Annotated in this window: 27 protein-coding genes and 1 pseudogene; 18 read left to right on the top strand and 10 right to left on the bottom strand. The window is 67.3% G+C overall.

Translation table 11 applies throughout. The features are described 5' to 3' along the window. Position 1: 1 nt before the first annotated feature. The 9 genes from MFF21_RS23330 to MFF21_RS23295 form a co-directional block, all read right to left on the bottom strand. On the bottom strand, positions 2 to 1,294 hold the full coding sequence (locus tag MFF21_RS23330) for an AAA family ATPase (protein WP_238314997.1): 1,293 nt from the start codon (positions 1,292 to 1,294) through the stop codon (positions 2 to 4). Between the two features lie 4 nt (positions 1,295 to 1,298). Continuing rightward, entirely contained in the window at positions 1,299 to 1,616 is a 318-nt protein-coding gene (locus tag MFF21_RS23325; RefSeq protein WP_238314995.1) for a hypothetical protein, read from the bottom strand. Continuing rightward, positions 1,613 to 1,831 carry a hypothetical protein gene (locus tag MFF21_RS23320; RefSeq protein WP_238314993.1) on the bottom strand — a complete coding sequence of 73 codons (219 nt, stop codon included), beginning with the start codon at positions 1,829 to 1,831 and terminating at the stop codon, positions 1,613 to 1,615. Before MFF21_RS23320 ends, MFF21_RS23325 begins: the two co-directional genes overlap by 4 nt. Next, the gene (locus tag MFF21_RS24020; protein WP_283206556.1) at positions 1,824 to 1,958 is read right to left on the bottom strand and encodes a hypothetical protein; all 135 of its coding nucleotides are present in this window, start codon (positions 1,956 to 1,958) and stop codon (positions 1,824 to 1,826) included. Before MFF21_RS24020 ends, MFF21_RS23320 begins: the two co-directional genes overlap by 8 nt. After that, the gene (locus MFF21_RS23315) at positions 1,958 to 2,095 is read right to left on the bottom strand and encodes a hypothetical protein (protein WP_238314992.1); all 138 of its coding nucleotides are present in this window, start codon (positions 2,093 to 2,095) and stop codon (positions 1,958 to 1,960) included. The genes MFF21_RS24020 and MFF21_RS23315 overlap by 1 nt, the downstream gene beginning before the upstream one ends. Continuing rightward, positions 2,092 to 2,286 carry a hypothetical protein gene (locus MFF21_RS23310; protein WP_238314990.1) on the bottom strand — a complete coding sequence of 65 codons (195 nt, stop codon included), beginning with the start codon at positions 2,284 to 2,286 and terminating at the stop codon, positions 2,092 to 2,094. The genes MFF21_RS23315 and MFF21_RS23310 overlap by 4 nt, the downstream gene beginning before the upstream one ends. Then, positions 2,286 to 2,687 (bottom strand): hypothetical protein, encoded by a 402-nt coding sequence (locus MFF21_RS23305; protein ID WP_238314988.1) that lies wholly within the window; start codon positions 2,685 to 2,687, stop codon positions 2,286 to 2,288. Before MFF21_RS23305 ends, MFF21_RS23310 begins: the two co-directional genes overlap by 1 nt. A gap of 88 nt (positions 2,688 to 2,775) precedes the next feature. Next, positions 2,776 to 3,057, bottom strand: coding sequence for a hypothetical protein (locus MFF21_RS23300; protein ID WP_238314986.1), 282 nt, complete (start codon positions 3,055 to 3,057; stop codon positions 2,776 to 2,778). A 501-nt stretch (positions 3,058 to 3,558) separates the two neighbouring features. After that, positions 3,559 to 4,326, bottom strand: a complete 768-nt coding sequence (locus MFF21_RS23295) for an XRE family transcriptional regulator (RefSeq protein WP_238314984.1) — start codon at positions 4,324 to 4,326, stop codon at positions 3,559 to 3,561. Here MFF21_RS23295 and MFF21_RS24135 point away from each other — a divergent pair. The 12 genes and pseudogenes from MFF21_RS24135 to MFF21_RS24130 form a co-directional block, all read left to right on the top strand. Further along, complete coding sequence (locus MFF21_RS24135; RefSeq protein ID WP_373325086.1) at positions 4,307 to 4,555, top strand: carph-isopro domain-containing protein; 249 nt, start codon at positions 4,307 to 4,309, stop codon at positions 4,553 to 4,555. The two genes, MFF21_RS23295 and MFF21_RS24135, sit on opposite strands and share 20 nt — an antisense overlap. Before the next feature lie 87 nt (positions 4,556 to 4,642). Then, a complete protein-coding gene (locus tag MFF21_RS23290; protein WP_238310227.1) occupies positions 4,643 to 4,789 on the top strand; it encodes a hypothetical protein in 147 nt (48 codons plus the stop codon). After that, positions 4,786 to 5,004, top strand: coding sequence for a hypothetical protein (locus MFF21_RS23285; protein ID WP_238314982.1), 219 nt, complete (start codon positions 4,786 to 4,788; stop codon positions 5,002 to 5,004). Before MFF21_RS23290 ends, MFF21_RS23285 begins: the two co-directional genes overlap by 4 nt. Before the next feature lie 417 nt (positions 5,005 to 5,421). Beyond that, complete coding sequence (locus tag MFF21_RS23280; RefSeq protein ID WP_238314980.1) at positions 5,422 to 5,901, top strand: hypothetical protein; 480 nt, start codon at positions 5,422 to 5,424, stop codon at positions 5,899 to 5,901. 160 nt (positions 5,902 to 6,061) lie between these two features. Beyond that, the gene (locus MFF21_RS23275) at positions 6,062 to 6,376 is read left to right on the top strand and encodes a Gp49 family protein (RefSeq protein ID WP_238314979.1); all 315 of its coding nucleotides are present in this window, start codon (positions 6,062 to 6,064) and stop codon (positions 6,374 to 6,376) included. Positions 6,377 to 6,378: 2 nt separating this feature from the next. After that, positions 6,379 to 6,642: a hypothetical protein gene (locus MFF21_RS23270; RefSeq protein WP_238314977.1), complete on the top strand. Its 264-nt coding sequence runs from the start codon at positions 6,379 to 6,381 to the stop codon at positions 6,640 to 6,642. Positions 6,643 to 6,715: 73 nt separating this feature from the next. After that, positions 6,716 to 7,372, top strand: coding sequence for a DUF2312 domain-containing protein (locus MFF21_RS23265; RefSeq protein ID WP_238314974.1), 657 nt, complete (start codon positions 6,716 to 6,718; stop codon positions 7,370 to 7,372). Beyond that, complete coding sequence (locus MFF21_RS23260; protein WP_238314972.1) at positions 7,369 to 8,316, top strand: ATP-binding protein; 948 nt, start codon at positions 7,369 to 7,371, stop codon at positions 8,314 to 8,316. The genes MFF21_RS23265 and MFF21_RS23260 overlap by 4 nt, the downstream gene beginning before the upstream one ends. 3 nt (positions 8,317 to 8,319) lie before the next feature. Then, positions 8,320 to 8,673: a hypothetical protein gene (locus tag MFF21_RS23255; protein ID WP_238314970.1), complete on the top strand. Its 354-nt coding sequence runs from the start codon at positions 8,320 to 8,322 to the stop codon at positions 8,671 to 8,673. Continuing rightward, on the top strand, positions 8,670 to 8,912 hold the full coding sequence (locus tag MFF21_RS23250; protein ID WP_238314968.1) for a hypothetical protein: 243 nt from the start codon (positions 8,670 to 8,672) through the stop codon (positions 8,910 to 8,912). The genes MFF21_RS23255 and MFF21_RS23250 overlap by 4 nt, the downstream gene beginning before the upstream one ends. Continuing rightward, a complete protein-coding gene (locus MFF21_RS23245) occupies positions 8,909 to 11,533 on the top strand; it encodes a DNA methyltransferase (RefSeq protein WP_238314966.1) in 2,625 nt (874 codons plus the stop codon). Before MFF21_RS23250 ends, MFF21_RS23245 begins: the two co-directional genes overlap by 4 nt. A 111-nt stretch (positions 11,534 to 11,644) precedes the next feature. After that, positions 11,645 to 11,833: pseudogene (locus MFF21_RS24130) on the top strand (helix-turn-helix domain-containing protein); the annotation flags it as partial. A 12-nt stretch (positions 11,834 to 11,845) separates the two neighbouring features. Here MFF21_RS24130 and MFF21_RS23240 read toward each other — a convergent pair. Continuing rightward, on the bottom strand, positions 11,846 to 12,457 hold the full coding sequence (locus MFF21_RS23240) for a hypothetical protein (protein WP_238314964.1): 612 nt from the start codon (positions 12,455 to 12,457) through the stop codon (positions 11,846 to 11,848). Here MFF21_RS23240 and MFF21_RS23235 point away from each other — a divergent pair. The 6 genes from MFF21_RS23235 to MFF21_RS23210 form a co-directional block, all read left to right on the top strand. Continuing rightward, a complete protein-coding gene (locus MFF21_RS23235; RefSeq protein ID WP_238314961.1) occupies positions 12,438 to 13,202 on the top strand; it encodes a hypothetical protein in 765 nt (254 codons plus the stop codon). The genes MFF21_RS23240 and MFF21_RS23235 overlap by 20 nt on opposite strands. After that, the gene (locus MFF21_RS23230; protein WP_238314958.1) at positions 13,199 to 13,630 is read left to right on the top strand and encodes a hypothetical protein; all 432 of its coding nucleotides are present in this window, start codon (positions 13,199 to 13,201) and stop codon (positions 13,628 to 13,630) included. Before MFF21_RS23235 ends, MFF21_RS23230 begins: the two co-directional genes overlap by 4 nt. A 120-nt stretch (positions 13,631 to 13,750) precedes the next feature. Further along, a complete protein-coding gene (locus MFF21_RS23225) occupies positions 13,751 to 14,053 on the top strand; it encodes a hypothetical protein (protein WP_238314956.1) in 303 nt (100 codons plus the stop codon). 103 nt (positions 14,054 to 14,156) lie between these two features. Then, the gene (locus MFF21_RS23220) at positions 14,157 to 14,777 is read left to right on the top strand and encodes a hypothetical protein (RefSeq protein ID WP_238314955.1); all 621 of its coding nucleotides are present in this window, start codon (positions 14,157 to 14,159) and stop codon (positions 14,775 to 14,777) included. Further along, positions 14,774 to 15,007: a hypothetical protein gene (locus MFF21_RS23215; RefSeq protein WP_238314953.1), complete on the top strand. Its 234-nt coding sequence runs from the start codon at positions 14,774 to 14,776 to the stop codon at positions 15,005 to 15,007. Before MFF21_RS23220 ends, MFF21_RS23215 begins: the two co-directional genes overlap by 4 nt. A 362-nt stretch (positions 15,008 to 15,369) precedes the next feature. Next, positions 15,370 to 15,612 (top strand): hypothetical protein (locus MFF21_RS23210; RefSeq protein ID WP_238314951.1); only part of this gene is annotated, 243 nt, incomplete at its 3' end.

Genomic DNA, 15,612 nt, shown 5'->3' with positions numbered 1-15,612 from the left:
GTCACTCCGCAGCTTCGGCAGCAACCTGCATGGCGCCGCGCACTTGGCCGTCCTCGATGACGATCGCGGTGGAGCGGCCGGACTGGACCACCTCGACCCACACCTGGCAGTCGGCGGCGTCCGCCATCTCCGCCAGGATCCGCATGGCCTCCTCGTCGAGCAGGGACCCGTCCTGCACGCGGATCACCCGGAGCTTCGGGTTCGCCGCGATCGCGATGGCGACGGAGGTTCTGAGCTGCTCGGAGGAAGAGGCCTGATCGAAGGGCACACCGTTCAGCAGGATCTCGTCCTCGCCGAAGGTGATGCCCGGCACGGGCAGATCGGCCTTCTCGATGGCGGTCCGCTTCTCGGCCGCGCGCTTTTCGATGGCCGTGGTGAGGGCGGCCGCTTGTGCCTCGACTGCGCGGGCCTGGGCCTCGACCCGGTCCCGCTGCTCGCGGGCGACGACGGCCTGGTTCACCTCACGGGCGGCGGCGATACGCTCCCGCAGGCTGGCCGTGTCGATCGGGGCCGGCAGCGCCTCGGCCTCGTTCAGTTGCTTGACCTTCGCTGCGATCTTGGTTTGCAGCGCCTCGCGGGAAGCCTGCAGGCGGGCGATATCGGTCTCGATCCGCCGCTCCTCCTCCCGCATGCGATCAACGTCGGCGACGAAGGCCTCTCGGTTCGCCTTCCGGCGCTCGATCTGTCCGTTGTGCTCGGCCGCGCGCTCCATCTCGGCGACGAGAGCGGCATCGTCGATCCGCTCGGCCGGCGTGTCGGCCGGGACGACGATGCCCGCGGCCTGGGCGCGGAGCGTGCGCACCTCACGGTTCAGGTCGGTGCGTTTCTCGAAATCGACCCGGTTGGCCTTCTCGATCGCCGCGAAGTCGACACCCGGGACGAAGCGCTTCAGCGCCTCGAGCTGCCGCTTTCCGTCCATACGGGTGAAGGCCAGCGGGTCGAAGGACAACTGCCCGAGCAGGCTGTCGAGCATCTTCTGCGGCGACGGGAACCGCGCCCCTTCCTGGCTCTCGACCACGATCGACGTGGAGAAGGTGCCGTCCTCGCGTCCCTTGAAGGTGCGGATCACCTTGATCTCGCCGAGGTCGAGGCGGATGCGGGCCTCTTCCTCGCCCTTGCGGATCGGGACCGACTGGATCGGGGTCTGACCGGCGAGCGCCCACCAGATCGCGTCGAGGACGGAGCTTTTGCCCTGCCCGTTCCGGCCGCTAATCTCGACAAGGTTGCCGTCGGGACGGATGGCGACCGCCTTCAACCGCTTCACGTTCTCGGCGGTGAGTTCGATGATCTTCACGGCGCTACTCCGCTGCGTCGCTGAGCCCGCCCGGCAGCGGGTATCGGGCTCGGCTCTCGATGTTGACGACGGCCCGGTATTCGGGATCGAAGGGGTTGCTGACGGCGGCCTCCTGGGCGAGCCCGGTCAGCACGCGGGCCAGCATCTCGGAGAGCTGCAGGCGCAGGCCGGGCGCCCAGGGCGTCGGGCCGATCGGCAGCACTGTCTTGCCGGTGGCGTCCATGACGAACCCGCGGGCGGCGCTGTACGGCGCCGCAAAGCCGGCCTCGGCGAGATCGCGCGCTAAGTGCTCCGGTGCGATGGCGGTGAGCGATCGAGTCACGACCGCACCTCCGTGCTCATCGTCCGCTCGAAGCCGTCGCCGGCCGCCGCTAGGAGGCTGCGGGCGAAAGCGCGGGTCTGATCGCTGTCGGCGTGCACGACGGCGATGGCCGGGCCCTCCGGCAGGGTGATCGGCAGGTGGATGTCGACGCGGCCGTTGCCGGCGGGGGTGGCCCAGATCAGGGGCGCGTCGGGAGCGGCAGCGAGGTCAGACATCGAGGCCGCGCTCCCCTTCGTCCTGGGCGACCCGGTGCGTGTCGTATCGGTGCTGCGAGACAGCCGGCGCTACGATCAGCACCGCGATCAGGAGGATGACGAGCATCCCGGGCAGGAACTGCGACATCACAGCCTCCGAGCAGGAAGGGCAGCCCGCCGGCGGCGCTCGTCGGCGAGGTCGATCACGTTCTCGGGGAGGTCGCGCGGGCGCGGCTGGTACAGCCAGATCGCCCACGGCATCAGGAAGATCGCGAGGGGGTTCATGCTGCCTCCCGCCGGCTTGGCGCGAAGCCGGCCTCGAAGGCCGCGAGCTGCTCGCGCATGTCGATGATGACCGCGCTCTCGCTGCGGTCGTGGGCCGGCCCGATGCGCAGGTCCCCGAAGAACCCCGCGTCCAGGCGGCGAAGGAAGTCGCGGATCGAGGCCGCGAGGGCGTCGGGCGAGCCGGGCTGCATCACCGCCGCCCCGTCGCGTAGCCCGAGTTCAGGCAGTCGGCCGGCCCGAGTCGCTCCAGACGGAACGCATCCTCCTCCTCGGGCCACTCGCGCGGCCGCGGCACGCCGTACCGGTCGAAGGCGGGGAGCGCGCCGACCGGCGCCTCGTCCCGCTCCTGCTCGCACCGGGCCGCCAGCGCGTGGAGCGCGTCGGCGGTCACGTCGGCGATCGTGCCGGCGCCGAAGTCGAGCCGGTGCACCGCGACCAGGATGAAGCCGGCGTGCATGTCGCCGATCTCGTCGACCACGCCTTCGAGCGTGGTGCCGACCCGGTGCTGGTCGAGCCAGGTCTCGACGCCGAGGAGGTAGCGGTAGCGGAGGATGTGGGTGGGCGCCTCGGGCGCCAGGGCGAGGGCGGCCATCAGAAGCCCTCCCCGGTCAGGATGCGGCCGGCGACCCAGGCGAGCCCGGCGGCCGAGAAGCAGACGGTGATGACGAAGGCGGCGAGCATCACGCAGCCCTCGACGAGACGGGTTCGCGCAGCGTGAAGCGGTACGGCTGGATCGCGAGGATGGCCGAGAGGCCGAGCCCGATCTTCCGGGAACCGACGATCTCCTGCCGCCCAAGCGAGTCCGCGACCGTAAGCTGCATCTGCTCGACGATCACGATGCCGTCGTCGGCGAGCAGATCGACCAGAGCCTCAAGGGAGGCGGCCGGGACGCGGAACGGCGCCGAGAGCAGGCCACCGCTCGGCTTCGGAATGGATGTCTGAATGTAGAAGATGGCGGACACGGGCGGCTCCATCGCGGGGTGGCGATGGAGTGAACGTACGGATCAACATGATACGTGTCAACACGAATAATGTTGATTTTTCGCGCCTCAAAAACCGCGGTGGACAACCGCTTAGAGGCAAGCTGCCGCGCTGTTTCGCGCAGAGCTAGTTTTGTGGAGTCCCCTCCTGCTGATCCTTCAGAAATCCACAGGGGGTGTCCATCGTATCTACGACAATCATTTTGATTAAGCCGCCTCGGTAAACACGCGTCGCACGCCAGTTATCAACACCAAGGCACCACTCTAGTCGCTCGCTTGATATGCTGTACTTTTCAGTAATTATCTTTTCAACGAAAGTTAATCCATCAAGGCAATCGGACTGTCGACACAGACTTCGCTCCCGAGCGAGTTTTATCAGCACGTTCCTACCCATGGAAGTAGTCCAATTCCACAGGCCATAACCGATGGCAAATATGCCAAGCGGTATAAATACGGTCATAAAAAAGTATTTATATCGATACATTATATAGATGCTTCGCCTGAAGATGTTTCGATTATCTTCTTCGCAGCTCTTCTTGGAATGAATGCAGTGACCAAAGCGGAAGATTTCACTTCAGCGTTTTCGATAATGTCGTAGGTCGGATTTACGCTCTCAAGATTGTATCGGTTCTTCTCGCTGCCAGCGCGTGGGATTTTAATGAGCACGCGACCGTCGGCCAACCAAATAACGCAAGGCTCTCCAATCATATCTGGGGTTATGCCATTAACATCTTTGTCATAGTATACATACCATCCATCGTATGCCATAGGTCGCATTGAATTCCCCCTAACTTCAAGAGCTACAGTATCAATATTCCAAGTAGAAGGGACCGGCGCAAAACCAAGAAAAGTTTCTTCTGATAAGAATTCAATTCCCTCTGATGACCCGGCACCTACGATACCAACAATTTTTACAAGACGATCTTGGGTTTGGGGCGCTTCTTTCTTCGAGCTTTCGCCCGTCAGGAGATAGGCTGCCGTGGTTTTGAAAGCGGCGGCATATTTAGCCGCGGCGTCAGTGTCGTACTGATTTTGTCCGTTCTCATGGGCTGCATAGGTCGAGGGCGGCCAACCAAAACGGTTCGCCGCTGCCATCGCGGATTTGAAGCCGGCCATTTTCCTAGCGCCGCGCAGGCGCTCACCCATCGTGCTCGTCATGCGCCGAGCATCACATATCGTGTCAACACCAATCATGTTGACCAAATCAACATGATGCGTGTAGTCTGGCGCCATGGAGACGGTTGCCGACATCTTTGCCGCGCTTGGGGGACCGAGCGCCGTAGCTCGCACTCTCGGAGTTCGGCAATCGACCGCCTCCGAGATGAAGAGGCGCAATTCGATCCCGCCCGAGTACTGGGTTCGGTTGGTTGGAGCAGCGCAAGCGAAGGGGATCGATGACCTGTCCTTCGAGCGGCTGGCAATTGTTCACGCCGAAGCGCGCTCCAAGGCCTCCGCCTCGACCGCCCCCGAGGCCGCGTGATGCGCACCTCAACCCCTTCCACCCTGGGCGACGGTGTCCATGGCGCCCGGCCTGCGTTCGCCGCGCTGACGAGCGAGGCTCACTGACATGGGCGCGCTCGCCTTCACCCTGGCCACCGTAGCCGCTCTCAGCTTCGGCTCGGCCGCGCTGACAGGCTCGCCGGCGTCCCTGGCGCTCGGCGTGGTCGAGGCTTGCGCCTCCGGTCTCTGCTGGATCGCGGAGCGCCTCGCATGACGCGCCCCGCGCTCCTTCTCAGCTTCGCCGGTGGCGCAGCGCTTGGTCTGGCCTTGTGCTTCGGCGCCATGGCGGCTTGGCTCTACCTGGGCGCGCAGATCTCGTCCGCGTGCGGCCTCGGCCCTCTTCCCGGTGTCGCGGTGACGTTCCTGCTGGCAGCGGTCGGGCTGGCCCGGCTCCTGAGCGCGAAGTTCGCGCGGGCAGGCCTGCTGTGACGGGCGCCGCATCATATCCCCATCGCCTCGGTCGAGCGCCGGTCGCTCCCGTGTGCGAGCGCGACGGCCGCGATCCCCCACCCGGACCCGCGGCCGTCGCGTCCCTCGCCTTCATCCCATCGGCGGCAATCATGCCGCTGATCGGCCGCGCGACCGGTTTTCCCACGGTCATCGTTTTCGACGACGAGCGCGGCCGTCCCCTTTCGCGCGGCTCCCGCGCATCCGTGGCCCCGCGGGGCGTTTCCTCCCTGCCCTGCCGGAGCCAAGCGGCTCCGGCCCTTTCCTTCTCGCGCGTCCGCCCGTGCCGGCAAGCTCCCGGCGGTCGCGCTGCTGTGCGCCCTGCGTATCCCCGCAACCTCCTGCTGCATGTCGGCCCTCTCCGTCCGTATTCGCAAGAAATCACGGACGGACTTGCTCATGTGCAAAATCGATCTGCGGAAAGTGCAAATGCCTGAAGCGGACATCACCCGCGCTCAGCTTTTCGCCGCCGACCTGCTGCGCTTCGAGACGCGGGGCCCCGGCGACACGGCCAACGCCATGCGGCGCGTCGCGCAGCGTGCCGCGGTCCCGTTCTCCAAGCTCTGGGCTCTCCGCTACCGGCCGCCCAAGGCGGTCGCCTCTCACATCCTCTCGGCCCTGGAGGCGGCGCACGCCCGCGAGGTCGAGCGGCAACTCAGGAAGCTCGCCCATGACGCTGAGATCACCGCGCGCATCGCCGGCCCTTCGCACCCTGCTGTGGTCGCGGCTGAAGCTGTCCTGCGTGCGAGCGGGCGCGGCGCTGAAGGCGCGCATGCGGACGTGGCGGCGGCGGCTGCTCAGCCGGCTTCTGCCCGTCCGCCGCTGGTGAAGTGCCATCGCGACCTGCCGCTGTGGCGGGCCGCTGAACCGCGGCCGTGAGCCGCTTTGCAGGAGCAGGAAAATCAAGATGTCCGGTTCGGGTAGACGCAGCGACAAGAACGCCACGGCCTCCGCCGAGCAGAATCTCCTGAAGCCCGAGCTGACCCCGCCCCTTCCGGGTGGCGATCGGCGCCGCCTGGCTTCCCGAGAGGAGCCTGCCATGTCCCGAGACGAAGCTGCCATCGAGAGCGCGCTTCAGGCGAAGGGCCTGACCGCGCCTCGGCTCACGCCCGACGACATCGATGCCGCGATCGTCCGCGAGGACTATCACCGCTTCGACGGCACCACGGTGATCGTCTGCGCGCTCGTCCTGCGCAACGGCTTCGTCGTGATCGGTGAGGCGGCGAGCGCCAGCGCCCAGAACTTCGACGAGCAGATCGGCCGGCGGGTCGCCCGCGAGAAGGCCCGAGAGAAGATCTGGGCCCTCGAGGGCTACCTCCTGCGCGAACGCCTCTCGGCGCAGCAGGCCGCCTGATCATGGTGAGCGCCCTGCCCCTTCCCGAGCGCGGCCCGTTCAGCCCGGACGAGCAGCGCGTCGTCGACTACCTCGGCGCCACCCTGCCGGGCATCGGACCGAGCGAGGATCCGATCGGGCTGGTGCTCGCCCTGCTGAACGCGTCCCGCGAGGACCTGGCGCAGATGCGCGGCCTCGCCGCCCGGGCGGCCCACCATCACGGCCCGCTGCTATCGCCGGTCCCCGGCGCTGACCCGCGCCTGCCGCCGGGCCGACCACACCCCTGAAACGCGAACCGCCCGGCTCCCATCGGCGAAGGGGGAGCCAGGCGGTTTGAACTCGAAAGTTCTGGAGAGACCTATGGGAAGCACAAGTGCGCGCTCGGCGCAACCAAACTCATCTGCCAGTGCGCTTTTACGGTCCTATGCCGAGCGGATCGTCCGTCTGAACGAAGAGATCAGAGCACTTCGGGGCGATATCAAAGACATCAAGAATGAGGCCGGCGCGCAGGGCTACGATAAAAAGGCTCTGATGCTCGTCGTCGCTCGGATGATGGAGGACGAGACCGATCGAGCGGCTCGACAGGAAACGGCCGCCCTTGCCGATGTCTACCTTGCCAGCCTCGGCATGCTCGACGGAACCCCGCTCGGCGACGCCGCCCGTCGCCGCTTTGATCTAATCGACGATCCTGTCGACGACTCTCCCGCACAAGACCAGGATGAGGACCCGGACCGCCACGACGGTGGCGCGGAGGGTGCGAATCCTGATGACTCGCCGCCGCCGTCGCGAGTGATCAGCGAGGAAGCGATCGCAGCGGCCCGCGAGGAAGGCTCCGCCGCGGCGGAGGCCGGCGAGCGCGTGTTCGCGAATCCCTATGCCGCCGGCGATCCGTGCCGCGCCGCCTGGGACGAGGGCTGGTGTGTCCGCAAGGGCTCCGACGGCATGGAGATCCCTGAAGCCTTCCGCCGGAAGAAGAGGCCGGCGGCGGATGACGCGGGCGATGGAGCCTCCGCATGAGGCCCGTTCGCGAGATGACCCCGACCCGCATCGCGAGCGGTCGAGCCGCCGCAGAGGAGGCGAGCGCCGCCCAGCGCTTGCGCACGCAACTCGGACCACTGGTGGATGTGCGAGAGTCGAAGGATGCCGAGGAGCCGATCCTCGGTGTCCGGGTCCGTGCCGCCATCCTTGGGTGGCTGGCCGAGATCCATGCCGCCGACGACTTGGCTGCCGTCGGCGTAAAGCCCCGAAGCACGGCTCTGCTGTACGGACCGCCCGGCTGCGGCAAGACGACACTCGCGCATCATCTCGCCGCTCGCATCGGCGTGCCGCTGGTGATCGTCCAGGCCGAGCAACTCGTCGATGCTCACCTCGGCGGCACGGGCAGGAAGATTGCCGAGTTGTTCGACGGCCTCGCAAAGGTCGGCGCCCCGTGCGTCGTCCTCATGGACGAAATCGACGCGATCGGGTCCGAGCGCAGCGACGACAATCAGGCCTGCGCCCGCGAGATGAACGCAGCGCTGACCACGCTCCTGCAGAAGATCGAGGCGTTCGGCGGTCGCCTGATCGCGGCGACCAACCGCCACGACAAGCTCGACAGGGCGCTGTGGCGGCGCTTTGGCCTCCAAATCGACGTTGCGCTCCCCGGTGATGACGAGCGCTGGGCCATCTTGAAGCGGTATGGGCTGCCGTTCGACTTCGGCGATGAGACGATCGACGGGCTTGCAGAGATCACCCGAGGCGCGGCCCCGTCGCTCCTGCGCCAGACCATGGAAGGCATCAAGCGGACGCTGGTGCTCGGCGAGCGCCTGAAGCTGCCCGTGGACGATCCGGCCGCCGTGCTGCGCATCGTTATCGAGCATGCCCGCCCCCATCCCGATTACGAGCCGCCCCCGCTCTGGGCCGATCCTTCGCTTGCGCGGATGTTCGCTCCCGAGGCATGGCCTCCGACGCGCGAGGGCTGAGCCATGGCCCGTCGCCCTATCCTCCGCGAATCTGCCATTCAGGCAGCCGTCATCGCTCATTGGCGCGCCCTTGGCCTGCCCGAAACGCTTGTTGCTGCGATCCCGAATGCGGGCGCCCTTGGCCAAGCCGGACTGACGGCCGGCCTTTCCGATCTCCTAGTGCTCGGAGGTGCGATTCGAATCGGCTTCATCGAGCTCAAAACGGACCGGGGCGTCGAGAGCGAGCATCAGGCGCGGTTCCGCATCCGGTGCGAGCATCTCGGTATCCCATGTGTGGTCACGCATGGGCGCGATGAGCCAATCGCCGTGCTTGAGCGGTGGGGCGTGGTGCGCCCGCATATCGCGAGGGCAGCATGAGCGCGCGCTCCTCCCTCGACGACATGATCAGCTCGGCAATCGCCGATGCCTCGGGCGATCCCGCCCGCCTCCAGGACCTGACCGCCGCTCTGGTGTCGGGCCTCGGGCTCACCATCGCCATGTCGGCCGCCGGCGACCGGCTGCGCGTCGGCGTCATCTGCGAGGACATGGCCGTGCACGTCTACCGGCAGGCGGAGCGCCTGTCGGCCGTGGCTCGCATGGCGCGGGGGCGGGCATGAACGCGGCTGCCCCCCTCTCCGACTATCGCACATTCCTCGAGGCGAAGGTGTGCGTGGCCCATCGCGAGGGCTTCGATGTCGAGGACCGGGATGTTCACCCGATCCTCAAGCCGCACCAGCGCGCCATGGTGCGGTGGGCGGTCCGCGGCGGCCGGCGCGGGCTCTTCGCAAGCTTCGGGCTCGGCAAAACGCTGATCCAGATCGAGACGCTGCGCCTGGTGATGGAGAAGGTCGGCGCGCAGGCGCGGGCCCTCATCGTTGCGCCGCTCGGCGTCCGGCAGGAATTCTTCCGGGATGCGCAACTGCTCGGCCTGCAGATCCGCTTCGTGCGGACCTCGGCCGAGGTCGACGCGCCCGGGCTCTACCTCACGAATTACGAGAGCGTCCGGGACGGGAAACTGGATCCCGGCCTGTTCGATGCCGCCTCCCTCGACGAGGCTTCGTGCCTGCGCGGCTTCGGCGGGACGAAGACCTTCCGCGACTTCATGCGGCTGTTCGATGCCGATTCCGGCGCAGGACGGGTCGCATACCGCTTCGTTGCCACCGCCACCCCTTCCCCGAACGAGACGATCGAGTTGTTGGCCTATGCGGCCTTCCTCGGGGTCATGCAGGTCGGTGAGGCCAAGACCCGGTTCTTCAAGCGCAACAGCGAGAAGGCCGACGCCCTGACCCTGCATCCGCACAAGGAGCAGGAGTTCTGGCTGTGGGTCTCGAGCTGGGGGCTCATCGTCCAGAAGCCATCCGATCTCGGCTTCTCGGACGAGGGCTACAGCCTGCCGCCCCTGCAGGTGGTCTACCACGAGGTGCGGGCCGACCTGCGCGGCCGTGACACCGAGCGGGACGGACAGGGCGTCCTCCTGCGGGATGCCGCCCTCGGCGTGCAGAACGCGGCGCGGGAGAAGCGCGACACGCTGCCGGCTCGGATCGCCGCGATGAAGGCGATCCTCGATGCTGCGCCGGAGGATCACTTCATCCTCTGGCACGACCTCGAGGCCGAGCGGCTCGCCATCGAGCAGGCTGTTCCCGGGGTGGTGTCGATTTACGGCGCCCAGGACCTCGAAGAGCGCGAGCAGGCCATCGTCGACTTCTCGGACGGCCGCTTTCCCATGCTGGCCGCCAAGCCGGTGATCGCGGGCTCCGGCTGCAACTTCCAGCGTCACTGCCACAAGGCCGTGTTCCTGGGCATCGGCTTCAAGTTCAACGACTTCATCCAGGCGATCCACCGCATACAGCGGTTCCTGCAAGACAAGCCCGTCGAGATCCACATCATCTACGCGGAGACCGAGCGCGAGATCTTGCGGACATTGCAGCGTAAGTGGCGCCAGCACGAGGAAATGGTGGCGACCATGGGCGAGATCATCCGCAAATACGGCCTTTCCGAAGCAGCGATGGCTCAGGCTCTCGCGAAGTCGATCGGCTGCGAGCGCATCGAGAAGATCGGAGACGGCTATTCCCTGGTGAATGCCGACTGCGTCGAGGAAACCGCCGATATGCCGTCGGACAGCGTCGACCTCATCGTGACGTCGATCCCCTTCGGCACGCAATACGAGTATTCGCCGAGCTACAACGACTTCGGCCACACCGAGGATGACGCCCACTTCTGGGCGCAGATGGACTTCCTCATCCCGAACCTGTTCCGGGTGCTGCGGCCGGGACGGGTCGCTGCGATCCACGTGAAGGATCGGATCACACCCGGCGGGATCAACGGGCTCGGCTTCCAGACCGTCTCGCCGTTCTCCGACGATTGCGTCGCCCGCTTCCGCCAGCACGGCTTCGGCTTCCTTGCCCGCAAGACGATCGTCACGGACGTGGTGCGGGAGAACAACCAGACCTATCGCCTGGGCTGGACCGAGCAGTGCAAGGACGGCAGCCGGATGGGCGCCGGCATGCCGGAATACCTCCTGCTCTTCCGCAAGCCGCCGACCGATCGCTCGAATGGCTACGCCGACGTGCCGGTGGTGAAGGCGAAAAAGACCTGGGCCGGTGACGAGTGGCAGATCGGACCGGCGCCGGCCGGCCGGAACGAGGCGCCGAAGGGCTACTCGCGGGCCCGCTGGCAGGTCGACGCCCACGGCTTCCAGCGGTCAGGCGGCAACCGGCTGCTGCGACCTGAGGAGCTTCAGGGCTTTGCGGCCGACCAGGTCTTCAAGGTTTGGCGGGAGCACTCGCTCTCCAACGTCTACGACTTCGAGCACCACGTGATGATCGGTGAGAGCCTGGAGGCGCGCGGCTGCCTGCCGCCGACCTTCATGCTGCTCCCGCCGCATTCCTGGCACCCCGACGTGTGGACGGATGTCACCCGCATGCTCACCCTGAACGGGCAGCAGCATGCGAAGGGCAGAGAACTCCATGTCTGCCCGCTGCAGTTCGACATCGTCGATCGGGCGATCGAACAGTTCTCGATGCCCGGGGAGACCGTGCTCGACCCCTTCGGCGGTCTGATGACGGTGCCGATGCGGGCGGTCCGCCTGAAGCGGCGGGCGATCGGCATCGAGCTTTCGGCCGCCTACTTCCTCGACGGCTGCACCTACGTGGAGGCCGCCGCGCGCGCAATGGCGACCCCCGACCTGTTCGCATTGCTGCAGGCCTCTCCGGCCGTCGAGTTGCAGGCCGCGGAGTAGGTCAATGCAAGAAGGCCTATTCGACATAGAGCGCTTGGCGCGGGCCGCGGCCAGCAATCCGGTCGGCAGTACCGTCGACGTGCTCGGCTTCAGGGTCCGGGAGGTCCGGTCGTGAGCCTTGAGGCCGAGAAGTGGGCTCGTGCCCTCAAGGTCGGGAACAGCACCGTCAAGGCGGTGCTTTGCGCGCTCGCCTGGTACGCGGACCGGAAGGGCGTTTGCTGGCCCTCGCAGGAGGCGCTTGCCGAGGAGACCGAGTTCACAGTCCGTGCCGTACGGACCGCGATCCAGCGACTTGAGGAGATGAACCTCCTCTCACGCGAGAAGCGTCATCGGGCCGACGGCAGCCGGCAGTCCGACTTGATCCGCCTGAACATGCTCCCCGCCACCAACCGGAACGACGTTCCCCTTGGTGGCAACCAACCGGAACCAGGTTCCAACCAACCGGAACGTCATTCCAACCAACCGGAACCACGTTCCGGGCTCGTTACACTTGAACCCCCACAGAACCCCCATTGGAACCCCCAGCCCATTGGCTCTGAGGGTCGTTCGGAATCCGGGGTCGAAGACGCGCCGCCCTCGCGAAAGCGCAACCCGCTCCGAGAACAGCTTCGCTCGGAAGGCGTGGACAGGATCTGCGCGATCACCGGTCGAAGCGCACATTCCGCGCTCGGCTTCATCGGCAGCGCCATGCGGCTCGCCCGTGACGATGCCAGGGTCGTTCTCGACCTCATCCGCGAGGCTGACGAGCGAGAAATCATCGATCCGACCAATTGGATCGAATCTCAGCTCAAGCGTCGGCTCAACCACGGCAACGACCCCCCGCCCAGACCGGGCGGTGGGCAGCGTCCCACGGGGCAGGCGGCCCGCTCCGCCGAAATCCGCAGGTTGATGATGGAGCGTGAGAATGGGCAGGGAGATCACCACAACGACCGCGCCTCGGACGCTCAGCCTTCGGGAAGCCGAGGCGAAGATCGAGGCCTTCCATGGGTCGCTGGAGGCGCATCCCAGCCATCCGACGCGCTTCTGCGTGCGGCACAGCCAAGCTCCTACGATCGACGAGAGGCGGCAGCTTGGCGCCGTTCTCGACCGTCTCGAGCAGCGTCTTGAGCCCTGCCGCGACAATCTCGCGATCGAGGCGCTGGTCAGCCAGTTCCTGATCGGCTTCGAGCACGGGAAGGGCGCGAGCGACCTGAACACGGCCTCGCTGAACGAGCGCTACGTGAAGGCTCTGCACGGCCTGCCCCTCGGAGCCATCGCCGCGGCGATCGCGCGCTACGACAGCGCGAAGACGCTGCTGCCCTGGAACTGCTCGTTCCGCCCGAACCCGGCGGAGTTCACCGCCGAGGTGCGCGAAGGGCTGATCCCGATCCGGACACGCCTGCTCCGCGTCCGGCGCGTGCTCGATGCCGAGGTCTACGAGCCGCCGAGCGAGGCGGACCGGGCGAAGGTCGATGCGGAGATGAAGCGCTTCATCGAGCAGCGCCACGCCTTCGACGTGGAGCGTGCCCAGGCCGAGCCGACCGCGGCCGAGGTCGAGCTCGCTCGCCGGGGCGAGACCGCAAAGGCCGCGGCAGAGCTGCGCGAGGCGGCCGACCCGCAGACGATCGGGCGGCTGATGGCGAACCTCGATGCCAAGAGGGTCCGGCGCACGGAAAGGGCGCCGGCATGAGCGCCGCCCTCGCCCTCACCGAGCCGCAGGCGCTCGTCGCCTCCTGGTATGCTGGCGTGCGCTCGCTCGACCCGGAGCGCGTGCCGGCCCCGGGTATTCTCTGGCGCGAGCCCGGGCCGGCCGGTCGGTTCGGCGTCTGGGCCGGCGTCCACGCCATGATGGTGCGCTTCCTCGATCAGTGGGGCGAGGACGCCGCTCGTCTCGGCTGGTCGACGGAATCGCTCTTCGGCGTGCACCGGCTCGCCGGCGCCCTCCGTCCGGACAGCACGGGCGCACTCGTCACCCTCTACCCGCGCCGCTGCATCACGATCTGCGAGCGGGAGATCCACCTCGAACGTCGTGGCGTCGTCCTCGTCGCCCGCGGCCTGACCAATCCCGCCGAGAGCATCCCGCTCTGGCAATTCGGGCGCAATCTGCCCGCCGCGTAGCCACGACGCAGGGAGTTCAAGCGTAGCGTGTTGATGTTGGACCCCGGGCAGGTCCAAGGGCCGGATCCTCCCCGAACACCCTGGACGGACGCGGACACGGAGCGGTGGCTCATCACGCCCATGCGTATCCTGCGGGTCGATGGCGTCATCGCCGGGCCCGGCAACACGCTGGTGCCGATGATGGGCGCGCAGACCCCGCAGGCAACCTTCGATATCATCGCCTTCGCGCGCACCGTCCTCGGCAAGGGGACGCCTGAACTGCTGGCGGTGATGACGTGGGCCCGCATCGTCTCTGCTAACGGCCACGCCGATTCATCTATTGCCGAATGGTGCAAGCTCTACGGTTGGAAGGAACGCACCTTCCATCGGCGGCGCCGGCGCGGCATCGCGAAGATCACTGCGGCCAAGAATACGGTGGGATGACGCGGCGTCGCGGGGTGATCAAATTTTCTTGACAGTGTCAGCGCTGGCGTCGGACCCGCGAATACAGCCCGGCAAGCAGTCCGGGTCCCATGAGGGCACCACCGTGACCGCGTCGGCCATCAAGACCGCCACCACCTCCAAGAAGATCAGCGCCTCGGCCGAGCGTCGCCGCCGCGCCGAACGCACCCTTGCCCGCACCGCGCGGGATCGCAACGTCGTCGTCGGCCGCCGCGTGGTGCCGAACCCCTACAATCCGAACGAGCGGATGACCGTCCAGGTGAACCGCAACGTCGACCTGCTCGCCGCCGAGCGCGCGGCCGGGCGACTGGACGAGGCGCATTACCTGGTCGGCCGGATGTGCCAGGCGGTGTGGGAGCGCCAGGCCGGCGCCCGTCTCGGCTCCGGCGGCTGGAACCAGGGCGGCTCGCGAGACCAGACCATCGCGCACGAGCTGCAGATCATCTACGCAATCGAGGATGCCGCGAAGGCGGAGGCCTTCAACGAGACCGTGGCGCGGGCGATCGGCTGGACCGGCGTCCGCCTCCTCAAGCGCTTCCTGATCGAGGGCGCGACGTTCGAGGGGTATGCCGGTCTCGGCGCGAGCGATCGCATGGTCGGCAAGGTCGCGTACCGCTTCCGGATGCTGCTCGAGGACCTGACCGAAGCGCTGCACACCGCCACCGGCTCCGAGGGGCAGCGGATCTGCGCCTGGCGGGAGACGTGAGCACGGCGGCTCCCCGCTGCGTGCATTACGTCGGGTTCCGCGACGACCGGTATCTCAGCGCCTTCCGAGTGTTCGGCGGCCCGCGCTTCATCCATCGGCGCTGGGATGCGCGGGCTCGCCGTGAAATCGGGCCGGATGACGTGGTGATCTTTGCCGAGGGCGACGAGCACCAGCCGGTCGCCCGGTTCAACGGCAACGACCTGGATGAGACCGAGCCAGATCCGGCTTGACCCCGCGGGCAAAACACTGCATCTCGTCAGCGTCCCGAGACGTCCGCCCGCTGCCCCACAGGCCGCGGGCGTTCTCGTTTTCGGGACCCTCCCCCCAGGTCGCCGCTCCTGCCTTGCCGGCAGGTGCAGGACGAGCGCGGCGGCCGCCCCTCCCCAGAACCGTTCCGATGCTGTGCCGGCGAGGCATCGGGTAAGCGCATCCCGCTTGAGCGATCGGGGATGCGCGAGGTGATCGGATCGCTCCTCCCGGCCGGCCGCTAACCGTTTGCCGCCGCCGGGCCAGATCCCCGCCCGAACCCGCTTCCCAGCGTCGGCGTTTCGCTCCTGACGCGGCCGGGCTTTTCTGCGATGATCGGACCCCGATGAGCGCTCACGCCACCGTCACGGCGATCGAGCAGGAGGCCGAGGCCTTCTGCCGCCGGCGCTATCGGGACCAGGCCGAATACCTCGAAGCCAAGGACGCGCATTGCAAGCGCATCCGCGCGCTGGTGCGCCAGCTCCGCCGGCAGATCGGGATCCCCGAGTTGCTGAGCCTGGGCACCGGGCGTCGGAGCTACGGCGGCCGCTCCTTCTCGGTCGAGTTGCGCATGGGGCGCGGCACCCGG

It is taken from the genome of Methylobacterium organophilum, from assembly GCF_022179465.1.
Taxonomy (GTDB): domain Bacteria; phylum Pseudomonadota; class Alphaproteobacteria; order Rhizobiales; family Beijerinckiaceae; genus Methylobacterium; species Methylobacterium organophilum.
Note: the sequence above shows the minus strand (reverse complement) of the source record. Positions and strands in the feature narration are given on the sequence as shown.

Coding starts and splice junctions, on each gene's coding strand:
- MFF21_RS23230 (WP_238314958.1), top strand. CDS start 13,199: ATGAGCGCCGCCCTCGCCCTCACCGAGCCGCAGGCGCTCGTCGCCTCC.
- MFF21_RS23295 (WP_238314984.1), bottom strand. CDS start 4,326: ATGTCGGCAACCGTCTCCATGGCGCCAGACTACACGCATCATGTTGAT.
- MFF21_RS23320 (WP_238314993.1), bottom strand. CDS start 1,831: ATGTCTGACCTCGCTGCCGCTCCCGACGCGCCCCTGATCTGGGCCACC.
- MFF21_RS23310 (WP_238314990.1), bottom strand. CDS start 2,286: ATGCAGCCCGGCTCGCCCGACGCCCTCGCGGCCTCGATCCGCGACTTC.
- MFF21_RS23245 (WP_238314966.1), top strand. CDS start 8,909: ATGAACGCGGCTGCCCCCCTCTCCGACTATCGCACATTCCTCGAGGCG.
- MFF21_RS23260 (WP_238314972.1), top strand. CDS start 7,369: ATGAGGCCCGTTCGCGAGATGACCCCGACCCGCATCGCGAGCGGTCGA.
- MFF21_RS23250 (WP_238314968.1), top strand. CDS start 8,670: ATGAGCGCGCGCTCCTCCCTCGACGACATGATCAGCTCGGCAATCGCC.
- MFF21_RS23280 (WP_238314980.1), top strand. CDS start 5,422: ATGTGCAAAATCGATCTGCGGAAAGTGCAAATGCCTGAAGCGGACATC.
- MFF21_RS24020 (WP_283206556.1), bottom strand. CDS start 1,958: ATGTCGCAGTTCCTGCCCGGGATGCTCGTCATCCTCCTGATCGCGGTG.
- MFF21_RS23235 (WP_238314961.1), top strand. CDS start 12,438: ATGGGCAGGGAGATCACCACAACGACCGCGCCTCGGACGCTCAGCCTT.
- MFF21_RS23305 (WP_238314988.1), bottom strand. CDS start 2,687: ATGGCCGCCCTCGCCCTGGCGCCCGAGGCGCCCACCCACATCCTCCGC.
- MFF21_RS23290 (WP_238310227.1), top strand. CDS start 4,643: ATGGGCGCGCTCGCCTTCACCCTGGCCACCGTAGCCGCTCTCAGCTTC.
- MFF21_RS24135 (WP_373325086.1), top strand. CDS start 4,307: ATGGAGACGGTTGCCGACATCTTTGCCGCGCTTGGGGGACCGAGCGCC.
- MFF21_RS23265 (WP_238314974.1), top strand. CDS start 6,716: ATGGGAAGCACAAGTGCGCGCTCGGCGCAACCAAACTCATCTGCCAGT.
- MFF21_RS23315 (WP_238314992.1), bottom strand. CDS start 2,095: ATGAACCCCCTCGCGATCTTCCTGATGCCGTGGGCGATCTGGCTGTAC.
- MFF21_RS23275 (WP_238314979.1), top strand. CDS start 6,062: ATGTCCCGAGACGAAGCTGCCATCGAGAGCGCGCTTCAGGCGAAGGGC.
- MFF21_RS23255 (WP_238314970.1), top strand. CDS start 8,320: ATGGCCCGTCGCCCTATCCTCCGCGAATCTGCCATTCAGGCAGCCGTC.
- MFF21_RS23225 (WP_238314956.1), top strand. CDS start 13,751: ATGCGTATCCTGCGGGTCGATGGCGTCATCGCCGGGCCCGGCAACACG.
- MFF21_RS23285 (WP_238314982.1), top strand. CDS start 4,786: ATGACGCGCCCCGCGCTCCTTCTCAGCTTCGCCGGTGGCGCAGCGCTT.
- MFF21_RS23270 (WP_238314977.1), top strand. CDS start 6,379: ATGGTGAGCGCCCTGCCCCTTCCCGAGCGCGGCCCGTTCAGCCCGGAC.